Genomic DNA, 15,455 nt, shown 5'->3' with positions numbered 1-15,455 from the left:
ACCCGCCACGCCCACGACCCCCGTACCCATCGCCTGTCTCGGTACGACGAGGATGCCCACCGTCACGAACCCGCGGGCAGGGCCGGGGGGTTCGGTACCCAGCCGTGACACCACCAGCAGCCGACAAGGCTGCCCGCCGATCGGGGTACGGGGCCCAGCCAGCAGCGCCAACGCGCCACTGGCACGGGCACTTTCAAGGGGTTCCTGTTCCGCAGGACGAGCTCGCCCTCTTGAGTCCTCGTCGTACGCGGCCACCCAACGCGTCAGGCCGCTAGTTCAGAGAACTGACCAGCCCGAACGAAATGGCCGTCGACGACACCACACACCTCCCGGAGGGCCCTGATCATGCGTATGACGTGCGGTCCGACGGTGCCGCCATCGCTCTGCGCGGACGCCCTTCGGGCGCCTACGCGGCGTCGCCCTTTCTGATCAACGTGACGGCATCCGGCTACGAATGAGGACGGCTCCGCAGGCGCGATCGAACTCCCCCGTCTCGGGTGCCGGTTCCGCAGGTGTGGATCAGCACCGGGCGGCCTGTGCGGCCCAGCAGGCGCGGGGTACCGGCGGCGCGGCAGGCGGCTGCCGGTACCCCGCGAGCGTCCAGCGGGTGGTGGTCAGCGCACGGTGACGCTGTCCGTGCCCGACAGGACGGGGCCGCCCGGGTCGCCGGTGTATGCGAGGCGGTATGCGCCGTTCGCGGCGGGCGCCGGGGCGCCGATGCGTACTCGGCCGCTCGCGTCGGTGGTGCCCGTAGCCACGGTCGTCCAGGTCGTTCCCTTGCGGAACTGGAGCTTGACCGTACGTCCGGCGTATCCGGAGGGTGCGGTGCCGTCCCAGTCGTCGTGGGTCAGCGTTCCCGTCGCGGTGATCCGGCCGCCCTTCCTGACGGGCTCGGGCGTGACGTCGACCGTGCTGAGGCCGGCCTTGCGGACCAGGGTCGCCGTCGCGATGTCATGGTCCTCCACATGGCCCGTCGCCGAGTCGGCCACGACCGCGAGATGCCAGGTTCCGGCGTTGGCGGCACCGAGGCGGAGAAGGTCGTACGCGCTCAGTATGACCGTGCACCGCTGGGCCGTGGCGGAGAGCCGGGTGCAGACCGGACGGGAGGCATCGGTGAGCATCCCGGTGGGGCGGTCGTACGAGCCGTGGTAGAGCACCACGTCCGTGTCGGCCGCCCCGGAGGGGTCGGTCACGGTGTACGCGGCGGTCAGTTGCTGGTTGCCCGTCACCACGAGCGGGGTGTCCGCGACATCGACGTCGCTGATCTTCAGCGCCCCGGTACGCGCCTCGGGCGCGGCGGCCGGGCCGCCGAAGGCGCGGGTGAGGGTCCGGGTCACGGTGTTGCCGAGGGCGTCGGCGGCGGTGATCCGCAGCGAGACCCAGGGGGTGGTGGCGGGAACTGCCAGCCGTGCCGTGGCGGTGCCCGCCTGCGTGCCCGCGGTCACGGGCAGGCCGGTCCAGTGGGTGCCGTCATCGGCGGACCAGTCGATGCCGGTCACGGTGACGGCACCGGCCCTGCTGGCCAGCCGACTGCGCGAAGACACCGAGAGAGTGACCGGCCCGGTCCCGACGTGACCGAAGGCGTCCAGTCCCGAGGCCCCGACGGACGCGTCGATCAGGGGCGCTTGCGCGTCGCTGGACGGGTCGGCCCGGAACGTCCAGAGGTCCCGGGTACGCGTGGAGAGCCGGTAGGCGGCGGAGGTGGCGGCCGTGGTGTGGGTGAGGGTGAACTCCCGGTTCCCTGCGGTGAGTTTCTCCGTGGTGAGGCGCTCCCGGTCGCCGGCCGTCCAGGTCGTGTTCCCGTCCGTCAGGACCGTGCTCTCCGACACCTGGGCGAAGTAGGCCTGGGAGGCTCCGCCCTGGTCGCGGGGGAAGTCCTCGTTCGAGGTGAGTGCGCCGCCGCTGAACGAGGTCGTGGCAGCGGTGTGCGGTTGCACCGGGGCGGTTCCGACGGTGAGAGTGCCGGTGGAGCCGCTTGGGTACCCGCCGGACCTCAGCTGATAGCTGCTCCTCCGGGAGATCAGCGCCCCGGCCAGGAACGTGTTCGGACTGGTGTACCAGGTGATCTTCCCGGCGCCGGTGGTCTGGACGCTGAGCCCGTCGGTCGCCTCCGCCTCGCTGTACAGCTCGGTCGGCACGCGTGTCCCCGGCCCGTGCACGAGGACGGACGCGGCGGCGAGCTGGGAACGGTTCCACTTCAGCGTGGTCGTCGAGGGCAGTGTGTCCCTCCAGACGTGCGCCAGGTCGTACACGTACGGCGTGGGCGAGGCCTGCGAACTCCCCGCGCGCTGCTGCATCTCGTGGACGGAGAGGGACAGTCCCTTCACGCTGAACGGTGTCACGCGCAGGTCGCGGGCGTCGGGCGCGAGCACAGTGTGGGTGTTTGAGGCGGCGGCGAGGGCGGCTTCAATGCCGGTCCGCTCCGCGGCCGTGTCGTCGGTGCGCAGGACGACGTTCTTGGCAGCGCCCGGGTCGAAGGTCACGGTCTGCGCGGCCGTCGACACGGTGAAGGTCCGCACCATCACATAGCCCGTGCCGCCCGCCGTGGCCGTCCCGACGGCGACGTAGCTGCCCGGCGCCAGCGTGGTGCGTGTGCCGGCGAGTTCGTACGCCTGCCAGGTGGTCCGGTTGAACACGGTGATGGTCGACGTCGCGACAGCGCTGCCCTTCACCATCGCGAACGCCACCGTATGCGCCCCTGTCGCCGACGGTGACGGGACCGCGTGGGCGGCAGGGGCAGCGAGGAGGAAGGCGACCACAGTGGCCGTGCAGGAGACCACGCGTCTTCGGGCACGGCGGGAAACGGTACGCGGAGATCGCGTCATACAGGAAATCCCCCAGAGAGCTGAAAAGAAGAACGCTCCCGGACCGAACTCACGGGGGCGAGGCGCAAACATACGTGACTTCAGTGAACTCCCGGCGAACGAATGTGCGACATCCCGCGAGTTCCCCTGAGCCCCGCTGATTCTCCGGGCCCGCGGCCAGGGGGTCCACCACCAGCCGCCCACCGTGAAGTCGTTCACCGGCCCGGGGTTCGGCAGAGTGCGACGCTCGAACTCACTGTCGATACGGGCAATCAGCCGGCCGAGATCGCGCCGGGCACCGCGAGGGAGGTGAAGCATGACCTCTTCCAGATCATCGCGGGCATACTCCACCTCCAGTCCGGGCTGCCAGACCTGGGATGCTTTCAGATAAAGGCCGGGTTGCCTGAACGCCCACTCGAAACGGGCGAGAGCGTCAGCAACTGCACCAGGCCACATCCGCTCATTCTCGACACGGCGGACACCTGCACGAGTCCTCGCGGAAACGCCCCGGATCCGCCGAACTGCAACGTGTCTGCGAGGCCGCCACCGCTCATCACGGACGGCCTTCGGACGCCTGCGCGGCATCGCCCTTTCTGATCAGCATGCCGTCATCCTGCCACGAACGCAGCCGGCATCGCACGCTCGATCGAACCCCCGCCACTCGGGGTGCTCTTACTTCTCGGTTCTGGCACACATTCCGTGAGGACGATCAGCGGCGTTCTGCCACGGTGACGTCTCGTCATCTGGGACCGTGGTGCGGTGTGATGACCTCAAAGCGGCGCTGTTTCCGCATTTCAGGGCGGTTCTGGTGGAGCGGGTGTTCACGGAGTGCGGCGTGGTGCACATCGTGGCGAGAACCCTCGAAGGCCCTGCTGCGTGCCCGGACTGTGAGCGTCCGTCGAGTCGCATGCACAGCTGCTACCAGCGTCGACTGGCCGATACTCCGGTCGGTGGCCAGCCGGTGCTCATCAAACTGACCGTGCGGCGGTTGTACTGCGACAACAGCCTGTGCAGGCGTCGTACGTTCGTCGAGCAGGTCGCGGGTCTGACGTTCAGGTACGGGAGACGGACTCCTGCTTCGCGCCATGTCCTGGCAGTCGTTGCGGTTGCCCTCGCTGGCCGGGCCGGGTCCCGTCTTGCTGCTGCCCTACACACGAGGGTGAGCCGGACGACGCTCCTGAGGGCGGTCATGGCCGTGCCTGATCCGTTTTGGGCCGTCCCCAGGGTTCTGGGTGTCGATGACTTCGCCACCCGCCGCGGGCACCATTACGGCACGGTCCTCATCGACTGCGAGACCGGCCGGCCGCTCGACCTGCTGCCCGGCCGCGACGCCGCCACCCTGGCCGGCTGGCTGCGGGAGCATCCCGGTGCCGAGATCATCTGCCGTGACCGGGCCGGATCGTACGCCGACGGCGCCCGGACGGGCCCCGAACGCGGTTCAAGTAGCTGACCGCTTCCACCTCTGGCAGAACCTCGGCACCGCCGCCGAGGCCACTATCCGACTACACAGCGCCTGCCTCAAGGCGGCTCTCGCCAGCCCTGATGGCTCTGCGGGCGATGGCGACAGTGTGGACGCGGCGAAGACGATGTCGCCGATCGAAGGTCGCATCCGAGACCGGCACGCGACGATCCATGCTCTGCTCGCCGAGGGACACGGGATCCGGGAGATCGCCAGGGAACTGCACATGGGTGGTAACACCGTCCGCCGCAATGCTCGCGCAGCAGTCCCCGAACAGCTGCTGACCGGGAGGCGTCAGCCCCGGCCCGGCCAGCTCGACCCCTACAAGCCCTACCTGGATGAACGCTGGGCCGAAGGGCACACCAACGCGATCCAGCTGCATGCGGAGCTCCAGAACCTCGGCTACCACGGGAGCTACCAGATCATCAGCGACTACCTACGACCGAGGCGCCGGCGACGCATCCGCGTTGTCCCACCCGCACCACCAGGAATCCGTCGGGTCACCGGCTGGATGATGCGGAACCCGGAGAACCTGGCCGACAAGGAAGGTGAGCAGTTCGCCGCCCTCCTTGCACACTGTCCTGAACTGAGAGCCCTCCACGCGCACGTCCGCGGCTTCGCGGAGATCCTTCAAACCCGCTCGGGCCAGCACCTCAAGGACTGGATCGCCGCCACACGCACCGCGGACCTGCCCTGGTTGCACGCCTTCGCCACCGGTCTGGAGAAGGACTGGGACGCTGTGCTCCAGGGCCTCAGCACGCGTTGGAACTCTGGCCCCGTCGAAGGCCGCGTGAATCACATCAAGATGATCAAACGCCAGATGTTCGGACGAGCCAAGCTGCCGCTGCTCCGAAAACGCGTCCTGCTCACAGCGGCAGCGAACAGGTGACCCGGCCGACAGGACTGTCAGACCCCTGCGGCATGCTCGCCAGCATGAACGAAGACGCCTTCTGGCAGCTCATCGAGGACTGCAGGCCGACGAAGCCTGACCCTGATGCCGAACTTCTTGCAGCCACAGTGACCGAGCGTCTTGCCGAGTCCGCGTTGTCGCTGGTCATCGGCTTTGCCGAACAGCTGTCGTGGGCGCTTTACCGGCTGGACCGCAAGGAGTACGGCCACAACCTGTCTGGTGACGCCTTTCTCTACACCCGTGCCGCGGTCGTCGCGGCCGGCCGGAGCGTATTCGACGGCGTCCTCCAGGACCCTGCGGCCTTCACTCCTTACGCCACCGACCTCATCTGGGCCGAGAGTCTGCTCTACACGCCGGATCGGGCATACAAGCGCATCACTGGGGAGGAGTGGGGCCGCGACACTCGCTACTCCTACGAGTCGTTCTCGAACACGGAGGGCTGGGCTGATTGAACGTCATGGCCTGTGGACGGTGACGAACTTCAGCACCGTGGATCGTCCTCACGGAATGTGTGCCAGAACCTACTTCTCACCAACATTCACGCGCTCATCGGTCACTGCGTGATGCCGAAACCCGCCGACAAATGCTCTCTTGAAAGGCTCTGGTCCACTTCGTGTGGCGCGGTTACTGCTCGTGATCAATCGGTCCCAGGGCTTCCGCGATCTGTTGGACTTCGTGGCGCCACTGAGCGGCGTCGGCACTGTCCACCCAGCCGGTCAGCAGCTCCGATCCGTCCTGGAGTACACGTTGCAGAGCGAGTACGGCTGACGAGCGCAGAGCCAGCGGAAGCTGCGGCAGAGGTTCTCTGGGTCCGTCATCAGGGTCGATCACAATCCTGCCGCCCTGGATGGTGCTGGCAACGAGAGCCGCGGCGGCCACCGCTTCGGTGCCGGTGCCGCCGTCAACGCGTGCTCCGGAATCCGTGACTCGCTGGAATGCTCGCTCGAGCACTTCGATGACCTTCTGAGAAGTCAGTCCCTCGAGTTCATCGACGAAGTCGGCAGCGAGATCGCTGTCGAATGGGCCTGTTCCCCACGTTCCCATCACGGCTCCTGGTATCGCTCTCGCGGACGGAGCCAGCATTCCAGCAGACACTGACAAGCGCTCAGGTGGCCAGGAGGACTCGTTTACCTGTTGACTGAACTATCCGTAGCGTATGCCCAGGTCAGTGACCTGATTGCGGATTCGTCGTTGGTCTGGCCGTGGATTCATCGAGAGACCTGGCATCCCTGGTCGTACCCCTCGCTGGCGAGTTGGTAGCCACGGATGATCCGTGGGAGCCGTACCGGCTGCTCGATCCGGCCGAGTCGCCCGTCGGCGGTCGCCGCCTATCTGCGGGACCTCCAAGGGGTCGGCAGGCCGTCTGCGACAGCGCGCTCGTACGGGATGGACCTGCTGCGCTGGTTCCGGTTCCTGTGGGCCGTCGAGGTCCCATGGGAGCGGGCTACGCGCCTTGAGGCCCGCGACTTCTCCCGGTGGCTACTGGTTGCTGGGCAGCCGGCGCGTCCGCACTGGCGCTCGTCGGCTGCCGGGATGTGGACCACGGGAGGAAAGTCGTACGCGGCGTCGGTCCGTGCGCACAGCGAGACAGTCCTGCGGGCCTTCTACGACTTCCATCTCGAGGCAGGTACCGGGCCGATCCTCAACCCCTTCCCTCTGCACCGGTCTCGCCGCGGAAGCCGTGCCCACGTGCATCACAACCCGATGGAACCGTATTCCAAGGAACGCGCTGGGCTCTATCGGCCGACGGTGCCCAAGCGGGTGCCCCGCAGTGTCCCGGACGAGGAGTTCAACGAGATCTTCGCGCGGCTGCCCTCCCACCGTGACCGGGCTCTGGTCGCCTTCTACGTGTCCACCGGTGCCCGCGCCAGCGAGCTGCTGTCGGCCACGCAGGGCGGCGCCGACCCGGGTCGTCAGCTGATCGCGGTGGTCCGCAAGGGCACCCGGGAGGTGCAGGAGCTTCCCGCCTCGACGGACGCGTTCGTCTGGCTGCGGCTCTACCAGTTGGAGATGGAGGACGCGATCCCTCGCGGGCGACGGCTGCCTCTGTGGTGGACACTTCGCGCCCCGTCGCGCCCGCTGACTTACCACGCGACTCACCGGATGTTCGAGCGGGTCAACGCGCTCGCCGGAACCTCGGCGACGCTGCACGCGCTGCGGCATACCGCGGCCTACCGAATGGCCGAGGACCCCAGACTGCCGCTCACCGATGTCCAATTCGTCCTCGGACACGTTCAGTTGACCACCACACAGATCTACCTCACCCCTCGGAAAGAGGAGGTGATCCGCCGGGTCCTGGCCCACCACCGTGACGAACTCCAGCTCGCCGCCGTCCTCCTGGCCCAGATGTTCGCTCACAGCCAGCAGAACGAGGAGGGTGGCGATGCCGCCGCCGCGGCGTACCGCGAGCTCCAGCACGGCAACCACATCCCCGCCCTGCGGGTGGCCCACCTGCTCATCGAGGGGCAGATGCGGGGGTGAGGTCGAGGCGCGGCACGTGTGGGCGGCCGAGGCCGGACTGACGCAGGTCGCGTTCGGCGAGTGGAACCCGGTGCCGGCGAACACGGTCCGGTGGCTGCTTGTCCTGACCTGCCCGGTCGTAGGGTACCCGCGCGCCCGGGCCGGGGCCCTGATCCGGGCGCTGGAACTGGCACGGGCTGGGACCTGCACGAGTACCGCTATTCGGGCCTCACACATCTCGGGGAACAGGGCGCGTCGCTGCTGATGCTGCCGGCGAAGTCCCGGCACCGGAAGGCGGACAATGTGCGCCAGTACTTCAAGCCCTCCCCGGAGGCGATCGCCGAACTGCTCGCCCCCGGCGACGCGCGCCGTTGAATCGCAGCCCCGGGAGGACGCTGATGTTCCAGCCAGGTACGACCGTGCAGTACACCGCCCCGTGCGAGCACTGGGGCGCCTACGCCAGCGTCGCCGCCGAACTGGGCGACGGCGAGACCTACACCGTGGACCTGCTTCCGCCTCGCTCGGGCACCGCGGTCTGCGGGCACAGCAGCGTGGTCCGTGTCTGGGACGCTCCGGCCGAGGACGTCCTGCCGGCGGTCCGCCCCGGCGGGACACTCCCGATCCCCGGCTGCGTGCCGTGTTCCGGAAGCGGCACCCGGCGCTTCCCACGCCGAGTGTCGGCTCCCCCGCCGAGGGGGCGGTCGTAGCCGTCTGGCGCCCTGAGTACAGCCCCCACGACGCCCCGGACGGGTGGACCCCCATCGGAGAGGGCGCCCACCGGGCCGTCATCCTCAACCCTGCCCGGACGACCGTCCACAAGATCGAAACCGAAGCCGGCCGTAATCGCCGTGAGCACTGCACCTTGCGCGGCCTGCGCCGGCAGGGGTACGCCTACGCTCCGCCCACCACCCTGTGGACCAAGCCTTGCCCTGGCCGCGACGTGAACGTACTGGCCATGCCGTACCTGCCCAACGACGGCACCACGCCGACGAACGCGTGCCCCCGGGCCGGGGTGGTGGACCTCAACCCCGAAAACATCACCGTCTGCCACGGCCGGTACTGGCTGATCGACGCCAGTGGCCCGTAAGAAGCCCCGCCCTCGATGCTCGCCGAGGCCGGAACCGGCCTCCACCTGGAGCCTCTCGGGTGGTTGGGGGTGTCCGGGGTGCAGGGGCTCGTTGGCCCTGATCTGAGCGACACCCCACCTCCGGGCAGGACACAACGCTGTTGGAAAACCAGCGCAACGGGACGATGTGACAGCAATGTTCCTCCGACCCCGATCAAAGAAGCGCGCGATGCGGGACGCCCGCCGCCAGCGCGGAGGCCGAGGTTGAGCGGGTCATGCGGCTGTGGGACTGGGCGATCAACACGGGACTGATGGCCGGTGGTGCCGAGGTGAAATATCACCTGGGCCTGGACGGCACCGTGCTCTCCGTCGCGCTCGGCAGGAGCGGGCAGGCGCTGGCCGACGGCGAACGGCTCAGTCCCTCGGTGGCTGAGGGTCTGCGGGAGCAGATGCCGCTGCTGGCGGGGATGGTCAGCTTCTACGAGAACAACCAGCTCGCCGGTCGTGGCCTGGACGGAGCGCCCGAGGACGGCGTCATGCCCCCGGCGCCGCGAGCGCGTTGGTACGCCGCAGATGGTGAGTCATGCCGACGGGGCGGAGCGGGGCTGGACATCCATCCGCTCGGCGACGGTGTTCACCGCGTGGGCGCGGACGTTGCGTACGCCGATGTCCTCCTGGACGGGGTCCAGGTCGAAGACGTCGGCCAACGCCGCGGTCTGCTCGGGAGGCGGTGCCTGGGTTGCCGGTGATGCCATCTCCACTCCCTCCACTCAGGCCTCCCGGCCTCGGTGCCGGAAGGCGCGGATCCGGACCGCCCCGGGGCGGGGCAGGCCCGAGACGTTACGTGATCACCAGACGGACGCTGGGCTTGTCGACGGTCACCCCACCGGGCGGGGCAGAGTCCTGACCGTCGCGGCGGAAGGCGCGGACGACGGGCTCCCCCACCCCCCCTGGCCTCACGGTCGAAACGCCGGACCGCGCCGGCCAGGCAGGCCGCGAGGCGCTCACGGTCTGGGCCGTGGGCAATCACACCCAGCTCATAACGCTCCTGGGCCGCCCGCGGCGCACGGCGCAGCGTGGCCCACTGTGGGAGCCGCGTACATCTCCCCTGCCCTGCTCGTGGTGGACCTGGTCGCGGCCGGTCATGTCCCGGCCGAGGCGGAAGGCGTCGGGGCCGACTGCCCTTCCTGGTACGAGGCCCCGCCCATGGCACTGGACGCCTTCTCCCACGCGCACGCGCACATGTGCCAAGCGGCGGCCGGGCGGCGGCCTGGGGAGGCCTGGCTCGCCGCCGTGGCACGCGCGGCAGCGGACCGGTAGGCCCACCGGGCCGGAATCCCCCTCCCACTGCCCTGAGGCACGCCGTCACCGCCGGGCAGCGAGAGCCGAATCGAGACATTCTCCGCGGTTCGACGGCCGGAACAGCCAGTGATCATGCAATGTGAGAGCGCCCGGTCTGTCGAGGTAAGGGGAATCTTGGTGGCTGAGAGCCAGAGCGGAATTGGCACCGGTGGGGCACACGGCAAGCCGGATCCGGAGCTTGGGAAGGGAACGCCGCCGCCCGGGAATGCGGACGGGCAGGTAGGAAACCCGCCGCCGCCTACCGGGAAGCGGCGGAAGTAAGGGTGTCGGCGGACGAGTTCGCACCGCTGCGCAGCCGGCTCGCACGCGTGATGGACGACCAGGGCGGCTGGCCGGAGGATTCTCCGTGGGTTCGGGATGCTGTCGAGGCCGTGCCGCGTCATCACTTCGCGACGGACCGGGTATGGACGTGGGACGGCTCCCGCTATGCCCCGGTCGACCGCGAGACCGATCCAGGGCGCTGGGCGGAACTGGTCTATCCTGCCAGTCCCCTTGAGGCCACGATCACGCAGATAACGCAGGGGCTGCCGTCCTCAAGCCTGTCGTGTCAGTCGGTCGTGGTGGACATGCTCGACTCGTTGATGGCCGAGCCTGGGCACCGGGTGCTGGAACTGGGCACCGGCATGGGCTGGAACGCGGCGCTGCTGACCGCGCGGGTGGGCTCCGGACGCGTGACCAGTGTCGAGGTGGATTCCCTGCTCGCGGACGCCGCGCGTGAACGTCTCGCCGCGATGCGTGCGGGTGCGAGGGTGGTGGTCGGCGACGGTGCCGCCGGCCGGCCGGAGCGCGCGCCGTACGACCGGCTCATCGCTACGTACGCGGTCGATGAGGTGCCGTGGGGGTGGGTGGAGCAGACACGGCCTGGCGGACGGATCGTCACCCCCTGGGGCAGGCTCGGCCACGTGGCCCTCACCGTCGCCCCGGACGGAGGCTCGGCCACCGGCTGGGTGCAGGGCCTGGCCCAGTTCATGCCGGCGCGCGGCACCGACCAGGGCCGGACACTGAGCGAAGTCCGCGGTGACACGATGCCGGACATCGGGGGTTCCTTCGCCCGCCAGGACCTGCTGCCGCTCCACGCCGACGTGAGCCTGCTCTTCGCTCTGCGCGTCCTGCTCCCCGATGTCCGGATCACGACGAAGGCCGACAAGGCCGCCGTGACGGCCTGGCTGCACGACGGCCGGTCCTCCTGGGCCACGCTCGTCACCCAGGAGGACGGCCGTGTGGTGGCGTATCAGGGCGGCCCCCGCCGTCTGGCCGACGAGACCGACCAGGCGTGGCAGAGATGGCAGAACGCGGGCACACCGAGCCTGTGGGACTTCGGCATGACCCGTACCCCGTACGAGCAGTACATCTGGAGCGGCAACCAGGAATCCGGGCCACGCTGGTCACCTGTCTCGCAACCCGCACGAATCGCATGAAGCCCAACAGCCTCAGACCGGGATCGGCGGGTGGCGATGTCTACGTGCCCTCCTGCTGGGTCAGCAGTGAATCGTCCGGCTGCGCGAGCTGACGGGTGGAGATGTCCGGGGCGGACGGCCGCGCGTTCATTACAGACGTGAGCCGAACGCGATGCGGGCCATCAAGCGGTAGCCGCTGTCCAGCGCGGCCTGTCCAGTTACTTGTCACCAGCGGGCGGGCCGCCCCTACTGGCCGCCATGAGCGACCGGTTGCCGGTCGGCGACCGTCACGGCTACACGCGGGGCGTGGACACGTTGGTCGCCCGCGCGGCCGCACCGAGCTCGCCCGGACGCGACTTCGCTCGCGCGTTAGGCGACGGCGGTCCAGTGCCAGGGGCGGGGCCCTCGGTGGCCTCTTATGCAGGCGAGACGGTGGTGTGCCTGTTCCACTGCGCGGGGGTCGTGGTCGGCGATCTGCAGGGCGAAAGTGACCAGGCGTAGCTCGCGGGTGCTGCGCATGGTGGGGTATGCGGCCCACTGCCGTACGTCGTATCCGTAGACGGCGCTGAACTGTTCGTATTGTCGTGGGGGCAGCGAGCCGAATGTGTCGGCGGCTATGGCTGTGGAGGTCAGGTCCCATTCTCGTCGGCCGAGTGCGGTCCGTTCGAAGTCCATGAGGTAGCGGGTTCCGTTTTCGGTCACGACGCAGTTCCCGTTCCATGCGTCGCCGTGGATGACGCAGAGGGGGTGGCCCTCGGGGAGGTGCGTCCATGTGCTGCGGAGCTGGGCGAGGTGTTCGTGGAGGAATGCACGGTCGTCGTCGTTGAGGGAGCGTGTGGCGGCAAGGCGTTCCGGGATCCGTACGAACGGGTCCATCGTGCCGAGATGAAGGTTTTCCGGCACGGGGAGTTGGTGGAGCTGGGCCAGCAGCGGGGCGAGGTCTGTTTCGTTGCCCGGTCGGTGCGGGGGGAGTTCCTCCCAGAACGTGGCTGTTCTTTCTCCCGCCCGTACTGGCTGCTCCATGGGGAGAGGTCGGACTGCGGGCACGCCGTTTTCTGCCAGCCAGCGGGCAACTGCGACCTCGCGTGCTGCTGCCGCGTCCTGGCCGGGCCGGGCGATGCGTACCACTACGCCACCGGGAAGGCGCCAGAGATCGTTCTCAGCGAGGCGGATGGGTTCCGCGTCCGCCGCTGACATGCCGACGCCCGCAGTGATCTGCCGGAGGGCGGCGAACGACTCTTCGGTGCGGGATGTGGTCATGGGCGGACCGTGGCCGCTATGCGCGCGCGGAGTTCCGCCATCCCGGGCCGCCGGTACTTCCTGGATGCCTGTGCCAGGTCGCCGACGTCGTCGATGGCGCGTTTGGAACGGAGCTGGCCGACCTCTGCCAGAGCGGTGTTCGCGATGTCGATCGCTTCCTGGGGGTCCCCGGTCCTCATGATCAGTGTGGCGAGTTTCGTGCCGGACAGGGCGCGTGAGCGTACATAGGCGTCTGTGTGCCCTTCGATGGCGGTCCTGAGACGGTCTGCTGCCATGTGTGTCGGCCGGCCTGGCAGAACGGCGAGATCGAAGAGCGCGTGGCCGGTGTCTCCGTGGTGCTGAGCGTGGTCGTAGTACGCCATCCAGGGTGCGTCCTCGCCTGATCTGGCCTGGGCGAAGATCTCGTCCGAGCGTCCGATGGCGGCGAGTGTCTCCTGCTGCCGGTTCTGCATCTTCGCCAGTGCCCTGGCACGGGCGTTGTGCAGCATCGCTTGTTCGCGCGAGGTCAGCCGGTCGGAGCGAAGGAGCCCGTTCTCGGCGTGGGTGAGCCCGTCGTCCGGCATTCCGCACCACGTCGCGTGTCGCGAGCGCCAGTTCAGGGCGTTGGCGCGCAGATGCCAGTTGTCTGCGGCTTCGGCGCAGCTGGTGCCGAAGGCGAGGAGCCGGGCTGCGTCGTTGTGTTCGTATGCGTCGAAAGCGCTCGCGCCCATGACGATGGCCAGGCGTCCTACGGCGGTGAAGAGGTCTGCCCGCAGTTCTGGCGGGCACTGCACGTTCAGGAGGGCTTTGGCCCAATGGAGCTGGCCGATGGATGCTTCGCGGACGATGCCCCCGCCGCCGTAGAGATTGTCCCATTTTCCTAGGACGGTTGAGGCGGCCTGGACCTGCTTGATGTCCTCCGGGCTGATGAGCGCGGGAAGAGGGCTACGTCCGAGGTCGGGGACGAGTTCGGTGAAGGCGGCGGGCGCGAGGGCGGTGAGTCCTCCCAGGGCGATGAGGTTGCGACGGTCCACCGGGGGCACGCTCCCATCGCTGCCGGGTGAAGGATCCTTCGTGAGTGTGCCCGCGGAACGGGTGCGGGACTGGCGACGCCCAGCACGGGGCTTCAAGTTGTCCGCATCAGCCGCTTCCTCTTTGACTCTGCGCCAGAGTCTGATCAGAGCTCCCCCGGCGTCGAGGGCTGCGTCGATCTGCTCTGCGAGGGCTGTCCCGCATGGCCGTTCGCACTTCTCGATTCGCTCGATCGCGGTGCCGCTGAGGTGCACTTTTTCACCGAGTGCTGCCGATGAGAGGCGCCGCACTCTGCGCCAGTTGCGCAGTTCGACGCCGAACCACGCACGGACGGAATCGGTGTCGTCCAGGGGACGTGGTCGCTGTGGCATGGCTTCCCCCTCGGGCACCTGATGCGGACAATTTTCTGTTCTCAAATTGTCCGCATCAGAAGTGGATTTCGGTGGAGCTTTCGGCGGTCTGATCGATGGTTCGCGGGGTGGCCGGTGGCTCCGCTGGTGTCCGCCGGCTCTCGGTACTCGGGCCGCGCGGGCTACCGCTGCGGGAGGTCGGTATCGGCTACGGCTCTGGTGAACCGGGCCCATGCGCGGGCTGAAAAGGTGACGAAGGGACCGTCACAGTTCTTTGAGTCGCGGACCAGGACGATTCGCGGCATCTGGGCGCACTCCAGGCACTCGTTGTTGGGGGCGCCGCTGTAGGTGCTCTTGAACCAGTTGGGGGGCTTCTGTGGCACTGGATCTTCCTCGCTATGTCTGGGTGCGGTGGGTATGAAGGACCTCGGCGATCAACTCGGCCGAGGAGTCGGGGTCCAGCGCCTCCTGGCGCAGGTAGGTGAAGGCGTCCGCGTATTTCTCGCGGGCGCTTGCCTCTTCAAGGAAGAGGGAGCCGACCGCGTTCTCCAGGTAGATGACGTCCAGGTCAGGGTTGGTGCCGCCATACCGGATGAAGGGATTGAGCGCGGCGACATAAGCTCCTGCCGCCAACGGCAGGACCTGGACGGTGATACCCGGGTCCTGGCCGCGTTTCAGGAGGTGGCCGAGCTGGTCCGCCATTACAGCGGGTCCTCCGACGAGACGGTGCAGGACCGCTTCGTCGAGGACCACCTGGTACCGGGGCGGTGAGGGACGGTCGAGGATCTGCTGCCGCTGCATCCGTACGGACAGGTACTCGTCCACGTCCTCGGGCGACAGGCCGGGGTCGGGTGTCGTTCTGATCGCCCTGGCGTAGTCCAGCGTCTGCAAGAGGCCGGGAACCACCCCGACGCTGAGGTGGTCGATACGCGACGACTCATGCTCCATGGCGAGCAGCAGCCGCATGTTGTCGGGGAGTTTCCCTGCATAGGGAACCCACCAGGCGTCCGTGTTCTTGCTGTGTTTCGCCAGGTCGATCAGGGCGTCCCGCTCCTTGTCGGAGGTGCCGTAGACCTGGCACAGCAGAGCGACATAGCTCCAGCGGATGTTTCCCTTGCCCCGTTCGTACCGGCTGACGGTCGCCTTCGACACGCCCGCTCGGATTCCGGCTTCCTCTGCCGTCAGTCTGTTCTTGGAACGGAGTGCCAGGAGTCGCTGTCCGAGCAGCCTTCGCCGGGCCTCTGGCCCTACTCCCTCAACCGGTTCGCGCTCCGTATCTGAATCGTTCGGGTCCTTCGTCATTGGGGTGCCCTTCTTCGACGAATGCGGACGGTCAGAGGGTCGCCCCGGGCTGCATGGCTCCCTCAACGAAGCTA

General features: G+C 68.4%; 13 protein-coding genes and 2 pseudogenes. 9 read left to right on the top strand and 6 right to left on the bottom strand.

Annotated features, from left to right (window positions below; translation table 11 throughout):
• Positions 1-614 precede the first annotated feature (614 nt).
• The gene (locus tag BFF77_RS35905) at positions 615-2,675 is read right to left on the bottom strand and encodes a hypothetical protein (RefSeq protein WP_066953608.1); all 2,061 of its coding nucleotides are present in this window, start codon (positions 2,673-2,675) and stop codon (positions 615-617) included.
• A gap of 883 nt (positions 2,676-3,558) precedes the next feature.
• On the opposite strand from BFF77_RS35905, the pseudogene BFF77_RS38260 reads away from it, so the two are divergent.
• Positions 3,559-5,152: pseudogene (locus BFF77_RS38260) on the top strand (ISL3 family transposase).
• A gap of 44 nt (positions 5,153-5,196) precedes the next feature.
• Entirely contained in the window at positions 5,197-5,625 is a 429-nt protein-coding gene (locus tag BFF77_RS24815; RefSeq protein ID WP_066953615.1) for a DUF4240 domain-containing protein, read from the top strand.
• Between the two features lie 172 nt (positions 5,626-5,797).
• On the opposite strand, the gene BFF77_RS24810 is transcribed toward BFF77_RS24815, so the two are convergent.
• Positions 5,798-6,217 carry a DUF4259 domain-containing protein gene (locus BFF77_RS24810; RefSeq protein ID WP_066953606.1) on the bottom strand — a complete coding sequence of 140 codons (420 nt, stop codon included), beginning with the start codon at positions 6,215-6,217 and terminating at the stop codon, positions 5,798-5,800.
• 660 nt (positions 6,218-6,877) lie between these two features.
• On the opposite strand from BFF77_RS24810, the gene BFF77_RS24805 reads away from it, so the two are divergent.
• From BFF77_RS24805 to BFF77_RS24785, 7 genes and pseudogenes are all read left to right on the top strand, one after another.
• Positions 6,878-7,654, top strand: coding sequence for a tyrosine-type recombinase/integrase (locus BFF77_RS24805; RefSeq protein WP_245703691.1), 777 nt, complete (start codon positions 6,878-6,880; stop codon positions 7,652-7,654).
• A 66-nt stretch (positions 7,655-7,720) separates the two neighbouring features.
• A pseudogene (locus tag BFF77_RS38255) lies at positions 7,721-8,008 on the top strand (site-specific integrase); the annotation flags it as partial.
• Positions 8,009-8,031: 23 nt separating this feature from the next.
• Positions 8,032-8,340: a hypothetical protein gene (locus BFF77_RS24800; protein ID WP_066953604.1), complete on the top strand. Its 309-nt coding sequence runs from the start codon at positions 8,032-8,034 to the stop codon at positions 8,338-8,340.
• A 248-nt stretch (positions 8,341-8,588) separates the two neighbouring features.
• Positions 8,589-8,720, top strand: coding sequence for a hypothetical protein (locus BFF77_RS37815; protein ID WP_281196594.1), 132 nt, complete (start codon positions 8,589-8,591; stop codon positions 8,718-8,720).
• Between the two features lie 254 nt (positions 8,721-8,974).
• On the top strand, positions 8,975-9,448 hold the full coding sequence (locus BFF77_RS37120) for a hypothetical protein (protein WP_245703690.1): 474 nt from the start codon (positions 8,975-8,977) through the stop codon (positions 9,446-9,448).
• A gap of 337 nt (positions 9,449-9,785) precedes the next feature.
• Positions 9,786-10,019, top strand: a complete 234-nt coding sequence (locus BFF77_RS24790) for a hypothetical protein (RefSeq protein WP_066953601.1) — start codon at positions 9,786-9,788, stop codon at positions 10,017-10,019.
• A 305-nt stretch (positions 10,020-10,324) separates the two neighbouring features.
• Positions 10,325-11,479, top strand: coding sequence for a methyltransferase domain-containing protein (locus BFF77_RS24785; protein WP_066953594.1), 1,155 nt, complete (start codon positions 10,325-10,327; stop codon positions 11,477-11,479).
• A gap of 348 nt (positions 11,480-11,827) precedes the next feature.
• Here BFF77_RS24785 and BFF77_RS24780 read toward each other — a convergent pair whose 3' ends face one another.
• From BFF77_RS24780 to BFF77_RS24770, 4 genes are all read right to left on the bottom strand, one after another.
• Entirely contained in the window at positions 11,828-12,718 is an 891-nt protein-coding gene (locus tag BFF77_RS24780) for a phosphotransferase family protein (RefSeq protein WP_066953592.1), read from the bottom strand.
• Positions 12,715-14,100: a helix-turn-helix domain-containing protein gene (locus tag BFF77_RS24775; RefSeq protein WP_066953590.1), complete on the bottom strand. Its 1,386-nt coding sequence runs from the start codon at positions 14,098-14,100 to the stop codon at positions 12,715-12,717. Before BFF77_RS24775 ends, BFF77_RS24780 begins: the two co-directional genes overlap by 4 nt.
• 161 nt (positions 14,101-14,261) lie before the next feature.
• Entirely contained in the window at positions 14,262-14,462 is a 201-nt protein-coding gene (locus BFF77_RS33615) for a DUF397 domain-containing protein (protein ID WP_079125468.1), read from the bottom strand.
• A 13-nt stretch (positions 14,463-14,475) separates the two neighbouring features.
• Positions 14,476-15,381: a helix-turn-helix domain-containing protein gene (locus tag BFF77_RS24770; protein ID WP_066953587.1), complete on the bottom strand. Its 906-nt coding sequence runs from the start codon at positions 15,379-15,381 to the stop codon at positions 14,476-14,478.
• Between the last annotated feature and the right edge of the window lie 74 nt (positions 15,382-15,455).

The organism is Streptomyces lushanensis (genome assembly GCF_001700515.1).
Lineage (GTDB): Bacteria > Actinomycetota > Actinomycetes > Streptomycetales > Streptomycetaceae > Streptomyces > Streptomyces lushanensis.
Note: the sequence above shows the minus strand (reverse complement) of the source record. Positions and strands in the feature narration are given on the sequence as shown.

Coding starts and splice junctions, on each gene's coding strand:
- BFF77_RS24810 (WP_066953606.1), bottom strand. CDS start 6,217: ATGGGAACGTGGGGAACAGGCCCATTCGACAGCGATCTCGCTGCCGAC.
- BFF77_RS24815 (WP_066953615.1), top strand. CDS start 5,197: ATGAACGAAGACGCCTTCTGGCAGCTCATCGAGGACTGCAGGCCGACG.
- BFF77_RS24780 (WP_066953592.1), bottom strand. CDS start 12,718: ATGACCACATCCCGCACCGAAGAGTCGTTCGCCGCCCTCCGGCAGATC.
- BFF77_RS24770 (WP_066953587.1), bottom strand. CDS start 15,381: ATGACGAAGGACCCGAACGATTCAGATACGGAGCGCGAACCGGTTGAG.
- BFF77_RS24805 (WP_245703691.1), top strand. CDS start 6,878: ATGGAACCGTATTCCAAGGAACGCGCTGGGCTCTATCGGCCGACGGTG.
- BFF77_RS24775 (WP_066953590.1), bottom strand. CDS start 14,100: ATGCCACAGCGACCACGTCCCCTGGACGACACCGATTCCGTCCGTGCG.
- BFF77_RS24800 (WP_066953604.1), top strand. CDS start 8,032: ATGTTCCAGCCAGGTACGACCGTGCAGTACACCGCCCCGTGCGAGCAC.
- BFF77_RS37120 (WP_245703690.1), top strand. CDS start 8,975: ATGCGGCTGTGGGACTGGGCGATCAACACGGGACTGATGGCCGGTGGT.
- BFF77_RS37815 (WP_281196594.1), top strand. CDS start 8,589: ATGCCGTACCTGCCCAACGACGGCACCACGCCGACGAACGCGTGCCCC.
- BFF77_RS35905 (WP_066953608.1), bottom strand. CDS start 2,675: ATGGTGAAGGGCAGCGCTGTCGCGACGTCGACCATCACCGTGTTCAAC.